General features: G+C 66.0%; 16 protein-coding genes and 3 pseudogenes. 4 read left to right on the top strand and 15 right to left on the bottom strand.

All coding sequences use genetic code 11. The annotated features are described in order from the left end of the window. The 5 genes from CBI38_RS15205 to CBI38_RS15190 form a co-directional block, all read right to left on the bottom strand. Complete coding sequence (locus CBI38_RS15205; RefSeq protein ID WP_109330021.1) at positions 1-783, bottom strand: GAF and ANTAR domain-containing protein; 783 nt, start codon at positions 781-783, stop codon at positions 1-3. A 148-nt stretch (positions 784-931) separates the two neighbouring features. After that, entirely contained in the window at positions 932-2,029 is a 1,098-nt protein-coding gene (locus tag CBI38_RS15200; RefSeq protein ID WP_230990195.1) for an FUSC family protein, read from the bottom strand. Then, positions 2,026-2,517, bottom strand: a complete 492-nt coding sequence (locus CBI38_RS37875) for a baeRF2 domain-containing protein (protein WP_162603234.1) — start codon at positions 2,515-2,517, stop codon at positions 2,026-2,028. Before CBI38_RS37875 ends, CBI38_RS15200 begins: the two co-directional genes overlap by 4 nt. Positions 2,518-2,588: 71 nt before the next feature. Beyond that, positions 2,589-4,637: a CocE/NonD family hydrolase gene (locus CBI38_RS15195; protein ID WP_109330019.1), complete on the bottom strand. Its 2,049-nt coding sequence runs from the start codon at positions 4,635-4,637 to the stop codon at positions 2,589-2,591. A gap of 16 nt (positions 4,638-4,653) precedes the next feature. Then, positions 4,654-5,952 carry an ATP-grasp domain-containing protein gene (locus CBI38_RS15190; protein WP_109330017.1) on the bottom strand — a complete coding sequence of 433 codons (1,299 nt, stop codon included), beginning with the start codon at positions 5,950-5,952 and terminating at the stop codon, positions 4,654-4,656. A gap of 107 nt (positions 5,953-6,059) precedes the next feature. Between CBI38_RS15190 and CBI38_RS15185 the strand changes: the two genes are divergently transcribed. Beyond that, positions 6,060-6,314 carry a hypothetical protein gene (locus tag CBI38_RS15185; RefSeq protein ID WP_109330015.1) on the top strand — a complete coding sequence of 85 codons (255 nt, stop codon included), beginning with the start codon at positions 6,060-6,062 and terminating at the stop codon, positions 6,312-6,314. Positions 6,315-6,325: 11 nt separating this feature from the next. Here CBI38_RS15185 and CBI38_RS15180 read toward each other — a convergent pair whose 3' ends face one another. Then, positions 6,326-7,123: a SigB/SigF/SigG family RNA polymerase sigma factor gene (locus tag CBI38_RS15180; protein ID WP_109330013.1), complete on the bottom strand. Its 798-nt coding sequence runs from the start codon at positions 7,121-7,123 to the stop codon at positions 6,326-6,328. Continuing rightward, positions 7,123-7,554: an ATP-binding protein gene (locus CBI38_RS15175; protein ID WP_109335102.1), complete on the bottom strand. Its 432-nt coding sequence runs from the start codon at positions 7,552-7,554 to the stop codon at positions 7,123-7,125. The genes CBI38_RS15180 and CBI38_RS15175 overlap by 1 nt, the downstream gene beginning before the upstream one ends. 170 nt (positions 7,555-7,724) lie before the next feature. Here CBI38_RS15175 and CBI38_RS15170 point away from each other — a divergent pair, with 170 nt between their 5' ends. Further along, the gene (locus CBI38_RS15170; protein WP_109335101.1) at positions 7,725-8,336 is read left to right on the top strand and encodes a flavodoxin family protein; all 612 of its coding nucleotides are present in this window, start codon (positions 7,725-7,727) and stop codon (positions 8,334-8,336) included. A gap of 26 nt (positions 8,337-8,362) precedes the next feature. Here CBI38_RS15170 and CBI38_RS15165 read toward each other — a convergent pair whose 3' ends face one another. After that, a complete protein-coding gene (locus CBI38_RS15165; RefSeq protein WP_109330011.1) occupies positions 8,363-9,010 on the bottom strand; it encodes a HemK2/MTQ2 family protein methyltransferase in 648 nt (215 codons plus the stop codon). 135 nt (positions 9,011-9,145) lie between these two features. Next, positions 9,146-9,771: pseudogene (locus CBI38_RS15160) on the bottom strand (class I SAM-dependent methyltransferase). A 33-nt stretch (positions 9,772-9,804) separates the two neighbouring features. Here CBI38_RS15160 and CBI38_RS15155 point away from each other — a divergent pair. After that, positions 9,805-10,212: pseudogene (locus CBI38_RS15155) on the top strand (amidohydrolase family protein); the annotation flags it as partial. Positions 10,213-10,310: 98 nt separating this feature from the next. On the opposite strand, the gene CBI38_RS15150 reads toward CBI38_RS15155, so the two are convergent. From CBI38_RS15150 to CBI38_RS15120, 6 genes are all read right to left on the bottom strand, one after another. Beyond that, positions 10,311-10,892 carry a P-loop NTPase family protein gene (locus tag CBI38_RS15150; protein WP_109335100.1) on the bottom strand — a complete coding sequence of 194 codons (582 nt, stop codon included), beginning with the start codon at positions 10,890-10,892 and terminating at the stop codon, positions 10,311-10,313. 612 nt (positions 10,893-11,504) lie between these two features. Further along, entirely contained in the window at positions 11,505-11,765 is a 261-nt protein-coding gene (locus tag CBI38_RS15140) for a hypothetical protein (RefSeq protein ID WP_109335099.1), read from the bottom strand. Between the two features lie 194 nt (positions 11,766-11,959). After that, on the bottom strand, positions 11,960-12,421 hold the full coding sequence (locus CBI38_RS15135) for a hypothetical protein (protein WP_109330009.1): 462 nt from the start codon (positions 12,419-12,421) through the stop codon (positions 11,960-11,962). A gap of 106 nt (positions 12,422-12,527) precedes the next feature. Further along, entirely contained in the window at positions 12,528-13,070 is a 543-nt protein-coding gene (locus CBI38_RS15130; RefSeq protein WP_109335098.1) for a hypothetical protein, read from the bottom strand. Positions 13,071-13,208: 138 nt separating this feature from the next. Next, on the bottom strand, positions 13,209-13,787 hold the full coding sequence (locus tag CBI38_RS15125; protein WP_109330007.1) for a putative immunity protein: 579 nt from the start codon (positions 13,785-13,787) through the stop codon (positions 13,209-13,211). Between the two features lie 74 nt (positions 13,788-13,861). Beyond that, positions 13,862-15,049 (bottom strand): serine hydrolase domain-containing protein, encoded by a 1,188-nt coding sequence (locus tag CBI38_RS15120; protein WP_109330005.1) that lies wholly within the window; start codon positions 15,047-15,049, stop codon positions 13,862-13,864. 107 nt (positions 15,050-15,156) lie between these two features. Here CBI38_RS15120 and CBI38_RS40295 point away from each other — a divergent pair. Then, positions 15,157-16,026, top strand: a pseudogene (locus CBI38_RS40295) (3' terminal RNA ribose 2'-O-methyltransferase Hen1); the annotation flags it as partial. Positions 16,027-16,057: the final 31 nt, after the last annotated feature.

The following is a 16,057-nucleotide window of genomic DNA, read 5'->3' as shown; positions in this document are numbered from 1 at the left end:
TCACTCGGCGGGAGTGGTCACCGATTCGACGATGCGACGCGCCACCTCGGCCAGCTTGAGATGCTCCTGCTGGGACTGCACGACGAGGATCTCGAAGGCCTGGTCGGCGGACACCCCTTGCAGGGCCATCACGATGCCTTTGGCCTGCTCGATGACGGCGCGGGTTTCCATCGCCTTGGTCAGGCCCGATACCTCGTTCCGGGCCCGTGCCACGCTGTTCGCGCTCCTGAGGAGCCCCTCGATCGCCGTGGTGTACACGAGCAGGACGACGGCGTCGAAGTCGCTGAAACCGTGGTCTTCGCGCCCGTAGAGGTCGAGGGTGCCGGCGACGCTCTCGTCGACCGTGAGGGCTGCCGACAGGACACTGCGCATCCCGGCCTGCGCGAGCTCCTCGGCCAGGGTGGGTGCCTGCACGGCCGCGTCGACGATCCGCAACCGCAGAACCTTCCTCGCCGCCGCGGTGGGGGCACCGTCCGCCGGAGCGGACGGTCGGTGCTGTAACAGGTGCCGGGGGTCGACGGCGCGCACCGCGTCGTCGGTCGAAGCGACGGTCACCACCTCGCCGTCCCGCACGAGGGAGATCCCCGCCAGGTCGGCGTCGGGGATCGCGTCGACCACCTGCTCGCAGACCCGCCGGAGGAGAACGTCCATCTCCACCTCGGATCCGCAGTTCCTGTTGAACTCGTCGAGTGCGACTGCCAGGGAACCTAATTGGGCCGCTACCGTGGCACCGTCGAGGGTAGGAGGCATCGACCCGGGGAACTCACCAGCAGTCTCGACCATTCTCGGATACACCTCAAATTCCGGGTGTAACCGAACGGACACCCACTGAACGAACGCAGCAGCTGTCTCTACCGTCGAGATGACTTTACTCGACCGCGGATGTCCTCCTGCCCACCGATACCCGCAGCCGGGACGCCGCCCACACCGGTCAGCGAACCCGCTGGTCGTCCCCGCCGGCGAGCGAGTTCAACGCCGGTGCACACGGCCGCAGGAGGCTTCCGGCGCTCATCGAGGAACCCGTGGTCTGACTGTCGTGCCGGGCGACGACTTCCTCGAAACGGCGCAAGCGTTGCCGAGCGGTGCGCACGGCGGCGGCCCGGTCGCGATGTTCGGCGTCGACACCGAATGACGTCCGGATCACCTCGGCGAGGGCCTGCACGAACTCGGCCGCCGCCGTACCGATCGGCGGCGACAGGGGGTCGAACGGCGGATGAGGGTCGATGGTCAGTTCTGCCGCGCGCAGAATCTCGGCACATTGGGGCCACGCCTCGGACAAGGCGACCACGGCGCTGCCCCACCATTCCTTGGCGGCGAGCGCCGGGGAGGCGGCCGACCGGAGGTTTCCGCGGGCACTCTCCTCGGTCCAGGCCACCGCCTCGAGCGCCTCGTCGAGTTGCGAGCGGACCTGCGCCGACCGCTCGTTCCACGAAGCTGCCCGGCCGCGGGCCCCGCCCCGCAGCTCCTCCGGCACCTCGGCGAGCAGATTCGCGGCGGTCACCCCCACCCCGGTCACCGCGCGCTGTGACCGCTTCACATACAGCGGCGGCAGGAACAGGGCGTTCACCGCGACCCCGGTAGCCGCGCCGAGGGCGATCTCCACGATGCGGAGGCCGAGCACATCCGGGTCCTCGGCGGCGCCGTACGTCACCATGAGCAGTGCCGTCACGGCCACCCAGATGCCGCTCGAACCCAGTCGGCGCCAGCGTCCGAGGAGGAGGCCCACCAGAACCGCGATCCCGACCCCGACGGTGATCGAGTCGACGAGTGCTCCCACGGCCGCGGCCAGCACCACCCCGAGGGACACGGCGGCGAGCTGTTCGGCCGCCACCCGCAGCGAGCGGGACACCGTCGCCTCGATCATGAACACCGCCGCGTACGGCGCCAGGAACGGCTGAGGCAGCGCGAACACCATGGCTGCCAGCACCCATGCCAGGACGGCGGCCGTGGCCGCTTTGACCGCCTGAATCAGGACGGTGCCGCGATCGGCGTCCGACGTCCACGTGCGAAGGCGGCGGAACACCCTCACGTGTATCGGAGCAGGGCCGCGCCACCGTCCGCGGGCGTCACATCTGCGCGCCGCGTGACTTCCACGGTCGAGCCTATTTCGGACAGCTGGTCGGCGTTGGTGGCCACCCAGGTCGGGGTGTCCCCGACCAGCACGGTGCGGTTCTCGAGATCGCCGATGACGAGCGTCCCGACCTGTCCGGCGCGCAGCGCCGCCGTCACCGCATCGAGTCCCTCGACGGCAAGGCCCGACGCTCGGCCGCTCTCGGCCCGCACCCGGTCGGCGGCGTCGTCGATCACCGCCAGTCGGCGGCGCGTCAGTTCCTGGTCGATGGCATGGTGCACGTCCACCGTGCCCGCGCCGGCGGCGCGCGAACCCGATTCCAGGGCCACCGCGGCCGCTCGGGAGCGTTCGGGCAGGGTGGCCAGCACCTGGGTGCGCGATTGCACCTCCCCGATCACGAATTTCGGCTCCGCGGAGATCAGGGGGTGGAAGCGTTCGGCGTGCACAGTCTTCTCCAATCCACGTGTGCGACAGTTCTCGTGTGCCCGGCATCCGGTCTGCGAGACCGGCCCCGCCGTCACACCAGCTGACGCGGTATCCGTCGGTGCCAGTTCTGCGAATAGACCCGTCGGTCCCCGTGTGCGGCATCGAGTTCGAACGCGTCCAGGTCCGCGGTGATCACGAAGTCCGTGGCCGTCGACGTCAAGACCGTGCGGGTGCGGACCTCGGTCCGCCAGTCGTCCCGCTCGTATCGGCGCACGGTCTGCGTTTCGCCGCGCGCCGAATTCACGTCGTTGCCGCGGAAACTGAACCACTCCCGCGTCGCTCTGCTGACGACGGTCCCGATCTCGTCGATGCGGAACGAGCCCTGGTCGTCGACGATCTCGAGCGTGGAGGTGCCGCTCTCGAGGTCGCGAACGGTGCGCCAGTGGTGCTCCCCCTGGCGAAGCCGGGTCACCGCCAACTTCTCGGCGGCCCTGGGTTCCCCGAGGTCGCGCAACCGGGCGTCGTCCTCGTCGCGGGGCGGGCGGACAGGCAGGATGAGGGTTCCGCCGGTGGATACCGTCAAGGTCACCGGTTCGGGCGGGGGCCACGCCAACGGAAAATACGAGGTGGACAGCGACAGCCGCACGCGATGCCCGGCCGGGACCACCTGGGCTGCGCCGTTGAGCGGCAACCGAATCCGGTACTTCCGTCCCGGCGTGAGGGGGGTGGGATGTTCGCTGCCGTCCCGGTGCGTGAGGTTGAGCACACCGTAGGTGACGCGGGTGGCCTCCCCGTTCGGGGCCACATCTGACAGGCGAGCGGCGAGCATGGCGACGGGGGTATCGGACGACACCTCCAGTTCGACTTCCGGTAGCCCAAGAATCTCCAGCGGCTCGTCGAGCGATTCGGTTTCGAAAACCAGTGCGCCGCCGTCCTCTTCACGCTGATCCGACGGCAGATCGGGGGTGGCCGCGTAGGACGCCCACTTGCCGGCGAACATGCCCACGCTCATCGGCGATTGGAGGAAGAGCGGGCGGGGTTCGTCGCCTTCCTGGGCGGCCGCACCGGTTTCGGTGAGGATGTGCCGGCCGAAGGTGTACCGGCGCTGCTCGACGTGGGGCGACGGCCAGGACGGTTCGGCGACCCACCGGCCCGGCCGCTGCGCGTAGGAAGGGTTTGGTTCGACGCTGTTCTGCATCCATGCCCGCACCATCGGTTCGTCCATCACACCGTTGTCGATTCCCTTGAGCCAGTAATCCCACCAGCGGACGACCTCGGCGAGGAAGTCGATCGCCGGACCGGGCACACCGAGGTGCGGGTATTTGTGGCCCCACGGCCCGATCAGGCCCTTGCGCGGGACGTCGAGGTGCTCCATCAGCCGGAAGATCGCGTTGGTGTATCCGTCCGCCCATCCCCCGACCGCCAGAACCGGGCAGCGCACAGCACTGTAGTCCTCGTTGACGGAGGCACGTTTCCAGTAGTCGTCCCGATGCTGATGCTCGAGCCAATTCTCGATCCACAACCCACTGCCCCGGAGCCGTTCCAACCACATCTCCCGCCAGCTGTCTCCGACGATCGCCGGATCCGGTGGCAAGCTGTTGAAGGCGAACATCACGGTGGCCTCGGACAGATTGTCGGAGAGCAGGCACCCGCCCATGTAGTGCATGTTGTCGACGTAGAGGTCCTCGGTGGCCGAGGCGCTGATGATCGCCTTGAGGGCGGGCGGGCGCTGCGAGGCGACCTGCAGGCTGTTGAAACCGCCCCACGAGATGCCCATCATCCCCACGTTCCCGTCGCACCACGGCTGCCGGGCCAGCCACGCGATCACCTCGCAGGCGTCGTCGTGCTCGGCAGGAAGGTACTCGTCCTGCAGGACACCGTCGGAGTCGCCGCTGCCGCGCATGTCGACACGCACGCAGGCGTAACCGTGACCGGCGATGTAGGGGTGGTTCAAGGCGTCCCGCCCGCGGGTGGAATCACGTTTGCGGTACGGCAGGTATTCGAGTACCGCCGGGACCGGATCGGTATCCGCATCGACCGGCAACCACATCCGGGCGGCGAGGCGGGCTCCGTCCGGCATGGTGATGAAAGTGTTCTCGATGGCGCGGACCTCGCGGGGGAACGCGGTGACCGTCTGCATGAAAAGGACCGTCCTCTCAGTGCTGATGATTCGGGACCGGCTCGAACTCGAACGGCAGTTCCGCCAGCGCGCGGTCGACGTGCTTTTCCAACTGGGCGATGTCCTCGGCACCGATGTACATGGTGCCGAGGACATAGCGGTAGGCGTCCTGGTTCGGCAGATCGGCGAGGCGGTCACCAGGTTGGACATCGATGAGCACTTTCGTTTCGGGCACCGCCTTCTGCACGCGGGCAATGTCCTCACTGCTCGGCACCCTCGTCACGATCCCGTCCTCGTAATGCGGGATGATGCATTTCGCCGCCACGCCGAATGTGCCGTGCCGCCGCTGCATGCGCGGCGGTGTGCCCAGGGCGATGTCGATAGCCACCTCGTGGTTCGACATGCCGTCCACCTTGGTGAACAGGTCACTATGTGACTGCGAGATGCGGGTGTTCACCTCGATCAGCCAGAGCCTGTCCTCCTTCTCGTCCCACATGAATTCGGAGTTGAAGCAGCCGTTGTCGAATCCGACGTGCCGCAGGTACCGCTCGGTGATGTCAATCATCCGTTGCTGCACCTCGGGCGGCACCGTGTTCGCCGGATAGTCCAGCCGGTCGAAACTGTGTCCCGTGGCGTCCTTGTGCATGTCGAAGACCCCGTGCACCGAGAACTCGCTGCGGAATATCGTGCCCTCGGGGGCGGCCTGAATTCCGGTGATCACCTGCTCGGCGAGACACGTCGTGCCTGACACTCCCCGTACGGCCTCCGGAAGGTCCACGCGCCGGAGCGCTTCGTCGAACGCATGCCCCACCAGGCCGATCCTCTCGCGTATCTCTGCGATTGACTCATGGAAGGCGGCCGCATCACCGATCTCGAACCCGAGCTGGGAGGAATGCGACTTCACCGGCTTCACCCAGAACGGGAACTCGAGCCCGATGTAGTCGAGGGCGTGGTCGTCGAACGGGTCGAAGGAGGCGAACCGGGGCACCGTGTCGGGTACGGATTCTTGCTGGGCGAGCCGGCTCCAGTACTTGTGCTCGCAGGCGAGCACACTGCGCAGGGGCGGCGCGGGAATGCCTCGCTCGGCGGCCAGGATGGGCGCCAGGACGCTGGTGGGAAAGTCCCAGTGGGCGATGATCGCGTCGACTGTTCCGGGAAACGCGTCGAGTTTCTCGCGGCACCTGGTGAGGAGATCCTCGAACACGTACTCGTCCGGGGCGACCAGGGTGTGGTAGTCGAGCAAGCCGTGGAATTGGTAATTCTCCGCGTCGCGGACGGTGCTGAGTTCTTCGCGTTGCATGTCGGTAAGGCCGAGAATGAAGATGTTCTTACCCATACGTTGCAGCGTTCCCGCAACCACTTTCCGGGAAACGGGAGATTCGTCCCCCGAGCCTCTGGGTACGCAGGAGACGGGATCGATTGTCCAACCGAGGAAGGCGACTGATGAACACCCACGTGACGGTGAAACTCTTACGCGATCTGCTCGACTCGTCACTGCCCGACGCGACTCTGATTCTCGTCGACGGGACTCCTCGGGTGGTCGGCTCCGCGGACCTCGAGGACGAGGCGCAGCCGTTCGTCATCGTCACGCGGGACGACCTGCGCGATCGGCTTCCGAAAGACAGGGACTACGGCGACAGTGATCTCGAATTCCATGCCGCCGAGCTCGAATCGACGGTGGCGTCGCTCGGCGGGTGAACGGTCGGTACTCAGCCGTCTCCCAGCTGCTCCCGCAGCCCGGCGAGAGTCCGGGCGAGGATCCGGGACACCTGCATCTGGGAGACGCCGACCCGCTGCGCGATTTCGGTCTGTGTCATCGAGCCGAAGAACCGCAACATCAGCACACGGCGCTCGAGGGGAGGTAGCTTCTCGAGGGCCGGCCGCACCGCCGCATGACTTTCCACATTCGCCAACTCGGGGTCCTCCTCGCCGAGTGTCTCGGCGAGCGGAAGGTCATCGGGATCGTCGCCCATGGTCGCATCCATCGACAAGGTTTGATACGCGTTCTTCGCGAGGAGCCCCTCCGACACCTCGCGGACGTCGAGGTCCAGTTCCGCCGCGATTTCGCTGGCGGACGGGGAACGACCCAGATCCTGGGACAGTTCGTCGACCGCTTTGGTGATCAGTGCATGCATCTCCTGCATTCGCCGGGGCACACGCATCGACCATCCGACATCGCGGAAGTAGCGCCGCACCTCCCCCATGATCGTGGGCACGGCGTAGGAGACGAAGTCGTAGCCGCGGTCCGGATCGAAACGGTCGACTGCTTTCACCAATCCGAGGCGCGCGACCTGCAACAGATCCTCGTGCGCCTCGCCGCGGCCACCGAATCGGCGGGCAATGTGCTCGGCCAGCGGCAGACACCGGGTGATGACGTCGTCGCGCAGCACCGATGCCTCGGCGGACGCACTCTCGAGCGCCCCGAGGCGCGCAAGGGTCGGCGCCACGTCCTTGTAGTCATCTCTGCCGGGACGGCGCCGCTCGCTACGTTCCGACACGGACGACACTAGAGTGTGCCCCGGTGTTTGACGAGGTCGACGGTGACGCCTCGCACACCGATCGCGTCGTCACGGGCCCCCTCGGTCACCGACACCGTATCCATCAACGTTTCCAGTACGTGCCAGCCGAAGCTCTCCCGGTTGGGCACACCTGCCCGGGTGAGGAACCCACCGATGGTGACGTGCAAAGCGTTCTCCGCTACCGCGAAGGAGCAGGTCAACTCCGAACTCGGCTGCGCTGCCGCGATCAGTTCCGAGCACACCTCGTCGACCGCGAGTTTGACATCGGCCACGTCGTCGAGGGTGAAGTCACCGAGGACGGCGAGGGTCTCTGCAACCGCACGCACCACGGGCAACTGTTCGAACTCCGCCGCTACACGAAGCACCACGGGTACACCCGATCTCGTTTTCATCTGCGTAACCTCGTCGACCTCGGCCATCTGCACTCCACGTCTTTCGTCGGTATCTTCGACTTCCGGCAGCGTACCCAGCGAGAGCACTACTCAACCGACCGACAGCCGCAGCGAGCACGCGGGCAGCGGAACCGACCGGTAAAAATTCCGGCGACCGGTCAGTGCGTACCCCGGCGGAGGTCGGGTACTTCGCTCTCATGACTCCTCTTACCGCACTCGCCCTCACCTGTTCGCTGAAACCCTCTCCGGCACCCTCGAGTAGTCAACTGATGGCCGAGCAGGTCCTCGCCGAGCTGGGCAAGCACGGGGTGACCGGGGACACAGTGCGACTGGTCGATCTCGACATCCGCCCCGGAGTCGACACCGACATGGGAAACGGCGATCAGTGGCCGGATGTCCGCACACGCATCCTCGAATCCGACATCCTTCTCGTGTCGACACCGACGTGGCTCGGCCAGATGTCGAGCGTGGCCAAACGGGCGCTCGAGCGGCTGGACGCGGAACTGTCCGAGACCGATGAGCAGCAGCGTCCCATCCTGTTCGACAAAGTCGCCATCGCGGCCGTCGTCGGCAACGAGGACGGGGCCCACGCGATTGTCGCCGACCTGTTCCAGGCCCTCAACGACTGTGGTTTCACCATTCCCGCACAGGGCTGCACGTACTGGAATGGTGAGGCGATGACACCCGGTGACTACAACGACCTCGACGAGGTGCCGGAGGCGGTGGCGTCGACCACCGCGACCTTGGCGCGCAATGCGGCGCACCTGGCGCGTGCCTTGAAAGCCGAGCCGTACCTTCCGGGAGACTGAACGGCCGGCGCCGACATCGTGCGCGGCTACCGCACGGCCCGGATGACCACCAATTCTTCGGTGCGCTGCCCGGGCGCGATGAGGCCCCTGGATTCGAACAGGGCCCGCCGCGCGGCGAGGACCGGGCCGAACGGGATCTCGGTGCGGGCCACCACGTCGACGGACAGACCCTGCTCCTCGAGCATCGTCTGGGTCTTCTCCACCCCGCTCAATGCGGATTGAGCGAGCAGCAGTGTTCCGCGCTCGCCGAGAACTTCGGGTGCCCCGACGCAGATCCGGTCGAGAAGTGCCCGCCCATCCTTGCCCGCATCCCAGGCCCGGGCGATCCCGGTGTCGGGCAGCTCGTCGTCGGCCGCCGGCACATACGGCGGGTTGGACACCACGAGGTCGAATCGTTCGCCGCGCACCCCTGCAACGAGGTCGCTACGCTGCACCCGAATGTGGTGGCCGCGCAGCCGCGCGTTGGTCCACGCGGTGACCAGTGCCCGGCGCGAGACGTCGACCGCCGTCACGGAGTGGGCACCGGCCTGCGCCGCGCGCAGCGCCAGTACGCCCGTGCCGGTACACAAGTCGAGAACGCTTCTCCCCGGCGCGAGCCCGTGACGGTCGAGAACGTCGGCGAGAAGCCAGGTATCTTCCTGCGGCGGATACACCCCGGGAATGCGCAGCAACATCGTCGACTCCTCATCATGCACCGACAGCGATCCGCGTCGACCGCCACACTCGACAATACGGAGGTCGCTGTCCATTGTGAGGGACACGCCGCCGAAGGCAGAGGATGTGATGTGACCGCGGGCCGGCGACGTCCGTCACCGGGCGCTCTGCTTGCGCGCGGTGATTGCCCCATGCGGCCTGTGGCCACTCCCCGTGCGTGTATGTGCCTCGAGCACCTCGAAGCCGGCCTCGAGCAGCACCTGGCTGAGTTCGGCAACCGGCCATCGGTGGGCCGTGGTGACGGCATGGTCGAAGGTCTCCACGGTCACTCCTTCGACGAAGCCCACCAACAACCCCCCACCCGGCTGAAGGACGCGCGCGACTCCGCGAGCGGAGTCCGGATCTCGTGCGGATCGTGGTGGATGAGCGAGTACCAGGACAACACACCACCCAGTGATCCTGTTGCGGCGTCCAGCGCCTCGAAGCCGCCGACGTCGAACAAGAGGTGTGGATATTGCGTGCGAGCTCGTTCTACGAACTCGGGCACCAGGTCGATCCCCCTCACCTCCAGTCCGCACTCGGCCAGGAAGTCCGTCCACTGTCCAGGACCACATCCAGCGTCGAGCACGGGACCGGCAAGAGTGGTGGCCCAGGCACTCACCAGAGCCCGATCGGACGGGTGCGTCGAGGCCATGGAGCCGAAGAGATCCACATATTCCCGGGATCGGGCCGAGTAGGACGCTCGGACGGTATCGACTCGTTGCGCGCTCGTGTTTTCCATGCCCACGATCATCGTCGATGGGGTGCACCGTGCCAGCTACCCGCGACACACGAACTCATTGCTGACTTTTCCGACACCACCTTCGTGTTGGAGGCGGCCGGTTGGCCGGTCGAGCTCACTGCCGAGGGCTTTTCCCGGTGGGAAGAACGCCTCACGGCGGTGAGTCAGTTTCCGAACGTCGTCCTGAAGTTGCAGGGAATTGCCCTCATATTCGGAACATCCCTCGGTGCGGTCGGAAAATGGGTACGGACGGCGCTCAGCATCTTCGGTGCCCGGCGATGCATGTTCGCCTCTCATTATCCGATCGACCACCTGCTGTGGGACAGCCGAACGATGGTATCCACCGTTCAGGCGGCCCTCGGCGACGTGTCGTCGACAGAGCAAGCGCTGTTCTTCGGTGACACCGCCCGGTGGGTGTATCACCTGCCGGCCGGCAGTTGATGTCGAGTCCCCGACGCAGGCCTGAGGACGAGCACGAAACAAACTCCGGCAAAACACCTTTCGCCGCCGGATAAGCTTCCGCGTGTCGGCTACAGCGATCACTTTCCGTCCGAGTTGTTCGCCAGAGTGCCGACAAGCGGTCCTGCGAGCCAGTGTTCGACATCGGCGCGGCCGCGGATCCGGACGATGGTGAAGTCGGGTCGTCGCTGCGCAAGTGCGGAGATTCTGAGTTCGCTCTTGTGATGAGTGGTCCAGGCCCAGCGCACGATGTGATCTCGGTCGAGAAGGAACCGGTGCAGGGGTGGCTCGATGTTGCCGTTCCAGAACACCTCGCGGCGTAGTCGTCGCCGAATGGTGCGGGTGATGACCTGGCGCATCACAGTGGCGCGGGGCAAGTCGAGCCAGACGAGCAGATCCGCACGGTCGGCGAGTAGGTCGCGTACATTGCCGTACTGCCATTCCGTGACCCACTGCGGCTGCGAGCTCAATTCCTCCACATCGGTAAGGAATTGATCGCGCGGTATCCAGTTCGATCCGTGATACAGCGCGTCGATCTCGACATGTTCGATACCGAGCAGCGTCGCGATGCGCGCGGCAAGTGTCGTCTTGCCGGCGCCGGATGTTCCTGCGACGAGCACTCGCCGGGGACGACGGGCAAGGCTCTGACGGGCGTCGATCATGGGCACCGGGACACCGTAACGGACAGCACTGGCACGGTATCTCGACGGAGAGGTTGCCGTCACCCACGGCTAACAGAATCCGGTGCCGAACCGACACAACCACATACGGACCCCACCATCAGGACGGTTCCGCTGGACCCGAAGGAGCATCCGATGACCCACAGGATCCTCAGTTTCCTCGCCGGAGCGGCCGCATCGTCCGCTCTCGCCGCCGCGGTGGTCGCGGGGGGCGCAGCACCCGCCCACGCCGAACCGTCGGCGGACTGTCACACCACCACCACACCCACTTCCGGCACGTCTCATTGCACGGCGCACGGGGTGCCCGCCGGGATGACCGCGGTCCACATCGGAACCGTCGAGTGCTTCGGGCTGACGCCACGGGCGATTCCCGGACCCGGCGGTGTTTCACACATTCCGTGGATCCAGGGCTATCGCCGCGAGGGCCTGTGGACACCGACCGGGATACCGTCGACCGGATCGTGCATCGGCGGGGCCGGCGCCCCGTGGTGGGAGGTCGGAGGTGCGACGGGCGCCTTCACGACCTGCGGACTCCAAGAGGGATCGTCACCTATGTCAGTGTGGGCTGCAATCCCATTCGCCCCCAGTGAAGATTCAGGGATGGTGGTGAACCGGCGGCAGATCCTGTTGCACCAACCGCAGATCGGAGGCTGCGATGACGCCGGGAAAGTAGTAGTAGCCCTCCGGAGATTGGATCAGGTCGTCAGCGTCGATGCTTCGGACCTCCCACACGTCCACCGCTCCGCCCGTGTTGTTCATCCGCACGAACCAGTCACGTTCGAAGTCGTCGGCCGCGAGAAAGCAGCCCTCCTGCTCCGGACGACGGCTTCCCGCAATACCGGGGGCAGCACCCATTCGGCTCCAGTCCAGGCCGTGTCGTGAAATGGATGCACGGTTCAGGACCGAGGTGACGTGGTAGCGAATGTGCATGTCCCGACGGTAACAACAACGAACGCGCGTGAGCATCGCATTTACCGCCGTGCGAACCCCGACCACGACACTCGCACGCTGTGCAGATTCCCCCGCGGGCAAGGGTCTCCGGATCCCGCTCAGTACACGTTGATGTCAGTGGCGCTGGGAACATGCGGACGATCGGTGGTCAGCGTGACCTCGACGCGACCGGATCCGGTCTCGAGATGTGCCCACGGTTCCGCCGGGAAATCGATCAGCCCTCCACTGACCTCGGCGGACCACGTTCCTGCTGCCCCGGTATCCACGTTTCGCCAGAGCAGCGTTGCGGATACCGAGCACAGCACACCGGGCGTCGTCGACATACCGACGAACGTCGCGTTCAGCCGAACGTAGACCAGCCCGGGCAGCCTGTCCGTCGCGACGGTGACTCCCCCGATTCGGCCGCCGCAGGCGACTCCGTCCGCGGCGGTCACCGTGTCCGGGATGTACACCCATCGGTCTTGCGTCTGATCCGCCGCAGCAGGGCTGCTGGTGGCGAACATCCCGGCCAGCACCAGTCCACTGATCGCGATCGACCGACGGAACTCGGGAAGAAACATGGTGCTCCAGACACATTCGCGAACAGCGGTCCCGACCGTGATCGGGCGGGTGGGTCGGACGGAAGCCAGGTCTGCGTCTACCGATTACGAATCGGACGGGTCCGGGTCACCTACCGGGCACGACCGAGATGGTTCCCCGACAGACGGCGTTCTGAGGATTGACGAACCACCATCCGGCGCCGGTCTGGACGGTGACGGTGAACGACACCGTTCCGGTTCCCGCCCAGGTACGGTTGATCGGTATTCCAGGCTTCTGCTGCCAGGCCGCCTCATCGCTGACGCTGTGACCGGTCGCACCTGTCGTTGTGTTGTGCCAGTCGACCGACACCCTCGTGCCGTACCAGTTGACTCCGATGCTGGGGATCAGACCACCGGGCGGCGCGGGCAATTCGTTGCCGCCGCTGAGCAGAATCGACGGCTCCAGCGCGGTTCCACCCGGTCGAAGCGACTCCCCGGAGGCGGCGTTGACGGTCCACGTGAACGGCGGTGCCCACATAAGAGGATTCGCGCTCGAACACGTCATCGTTGTCGATGTCGGTGGCGCGGGCTGAGCACTTGCGACTGCGCCTCCACCGGCCACCACTGCAGTTCCCACCCCGACAGCGGTGAGTGCGGCCGCGCCTACGCGGCGTCCCAGCTTGCTACTCATGAGCACTCCATTTCCTTTGTTACCGCGAGAATGAAGACGTCGTCCGCCCCCTTCCACTTTCGGAGACGGAGCAGAGTTTGTTACAGATGGTGCGAAATGGACGAGGTCTGGCGTGGGGTCCCGGCTCGAGTCCGCCGACTACTCCGGTGTGTCCGTGGGGTCCGCCATCGTGGGGGAATACCGGAGCGATGCGTCCAACTGACGGATCAGTTCCCCGACCCGTCCTCCCCCACTCGGGGCCACCGGGTAGCGGCGCAGGACGTCTACCACCATGTGAGGCGCAAGTCTCTGCGTCCGCGCGATGTATTCGGCTCCGACGACGGGATCGTCGCCGGCGGAGAGTTCGAACGCTCGTGCGGCATGAGCGGCGGAGCCGAGGATGTGCTTTACCTGCGTGGCTTTGGCGAGTGGATGGAGGAACGCCGCACCGGCCGCGTGGCCGGCCGCGCGGGCAGCGTCGCTCGCTGCGGGCTGTCCTGCATCGCGGGCTTCCTGAGCAGCTCGGTGTGCTGCCCACGCGCTGTGGCGGAGAGTGGTGGTCCGCTCGGCTCCCTCCGCGAACGCCCCTGCACCGTCGATCGCGGCTCGTGGGCGCTGATCGTGCGGGCGTTCACGCTCGAAAATCGCCAATGCAGGTCGCACGCACACCACTGCAAAGCCGGCGACCTCGCGAAGTTCCGAGCGGCTGAGTTCGATCTCGCTGGAGTCATCCGCCATGGGGTCACCCTTCTACACAGGGCCCTGAGCTTCAACATCACCCAGGCAGTGACCAGCTCGAGGTGCCGGGTCGGTCAGGGCACCTTGGGCGGGTTGTCCGGGAGGAGGAGTGCGCCGATGTCGTTGCCGATCGGCACGGTGTTATTGGCGTTTGCGTTGGCCGTCGGCCCGAGCGTGGCGTAGACGACGATCGTGGTCTTCGACTCCGTGTCGTAGAGGGCGATGCCGTTGTAGCCCCCGAAAGCCGGGTTCATCAGCAGCCAACTGCCCAGGTGAACGGTTCCGAATGCGAAGTACCTGTCCGCAGTCAGCGGGCCCAGCCCGGCCGTCTTGTCCGCCATCATCTCCGTGAACGCCGTGTCGGACAGGAGCTCGCCGTTGCCGAGCGCCCGAACCCACCGCGCGACCTCGGCCACCGTCGAGTTCATGTTGCCGCTGTTGAGGAACGCCGTGGGATTCCAGAACGTGGAGTCCTCAAAGACGCCACGTTCGTTGGTATAGCCGTGCAGAATCGGTTCACTGATCTCGGGTGTCAACATCACGCTGCTCTGAATCATCCCGAGTGGCTGAAAGATGCGTTCCTTCAGCAGATCACCGAGCGGCTTTCCCGTCGCCTGCTCGAGTACCACTCCCAGCAGGCACAGATCGCTGTGCGCGTAGGCAAAACTGGTCCCCGGTTCGAACAGCGGTGGGCGGGAATTGGCGAGGTCGAAGATCTCCTGAGACGTGAAGCCTTTGATCGGATTTGCGTAGAACGTCTTCAGGAATTCAGGATTGGTGACGTAGTCCGAAATGCCCGTCGTGCTGTTGGCGAGCATCCGCGGGGTGATCTTGTCGGCGCGCGGAAAGTCGGGTACCCACTTGGCGATCGGCTCGTCCAGGCTCAGCGTTCCCGCTTCGCCCAGCTGTAACAGAACAGTCGACAGCATTGGTTCCATCGGCTGGCCGACTCGCAATTGCATGTCACGCGTCGCGGGAACGCCGAGCGGCGACTCCCCCACTGCTCCGCTGACAATTTCCTCGTCACCGCGCCACACACCGAAGACGGCACCGCTGAGATCGAGTTCCGCCAGCTTGTTGCGAACTACGTCGACGATTCTGTCGGCGTCGGGATCGTCCGCGTGCAGTGCATCCGCACCGTGCTCTGCTGTCTGCTGTCCGCCGCGATCTTCCGAGCCGCAGGAAACGGCGCCGAAAACAAGAACGGTGCTGAGCGCGGCAACCGCGCTTCGACGCAGCCGGCTGCGAGTCGACGAACTCATGAGGTCGATCCCTTCGTGCGCAGGGTCGAGCGGGACTCGCTGCTTCCTGATTTTAGGCACAAACCTCCCTCGGCCTGAGGGGTTCTGGCCGTAAATCACGGGCCACGGTGTACTCCGCCGCGAACTACGCGATCAAAACCTGCCGAATATGTTGCTGCGGCGAACGCCTCGTCTGCGGCAGACTGTGCCTGGTGATTCTGACGATCTCCACGACAGCACGACCGGCCACCGATCTCGGCTACCTGCTGCACAAGCACCCTGATCGGGTCCAGGAGTTTCCCCAATCCTGCGGTGTCGCCCGCGTGTTCTATCCCGAGGCGACCGTGGATCGCTGCACGGCAGCGCTGTTGCTGGATGTCGACTCGGTACGGCTCGCCCGCATGTCAGGCAGGTCTGCACCCGACTATGCGCTCGGCCAGTACGTCAACGATCGGCCCTACGCTGTCTCCTCGCTGTTGTCGGTGGCGTTGGCGGAGGTATTCCGCACCGCCCGCGCCGGCCGATGCACGATGAAACCCGAGCTCGCTGCCACCCGGATACCGCTCGAGATTTCGTTGCCCGCATTGCCGTGTCGCGGTGGACCGGAGCTGGCCGAGCGACTTTTCGCCCCGCTGGGATGGACGGTCGTCGCCCGCGCCGTGCCGCTGGACGACGCCTTCCCCGAATGGGGCAACTCCCATTACGTGCGGCTCACCATGCGGGGTGACATCCGGCTCGCCGACGCACTCAATCACCTCTACGTGCTGCTTCCCGTGCTCGATGACGCCAAACACTATTGGGTCGCCTCCGACGAGGTCGACAAACTGATCCGGGCCGGCGGATCCTGGCTCGCGGAGCACCCGGACAGGGCGTTGATCACCGACCGCTACCTGCGGCACCAGTCCGCTCTCACGCGCTCGGCCTTCGAGCGGCTCGCCGAACTCGGCGACGATGTCGAGGAGCAGTTGGCACCGCCGGTCGACGAGGAGCCCGAGACCGACCCGGTGCCGGCGGACACGACGCCGTTGA

This window comes from Rhodococcus oxybenzonivorans (assembly GCF_003130705.1).
GTDB lineage: Bacteria > Actinomycetota > Actinomycetes > Mycobacteriales > Mycobacteriaceae > Rhodococcus_F > Rhodococcus_F oxybenzonivorans.
The sequence above is the reverse complement of the archived record's forward strand: the minus strand, read 5'-3'. Positions and strand labels throughout refer to the sequence as shown.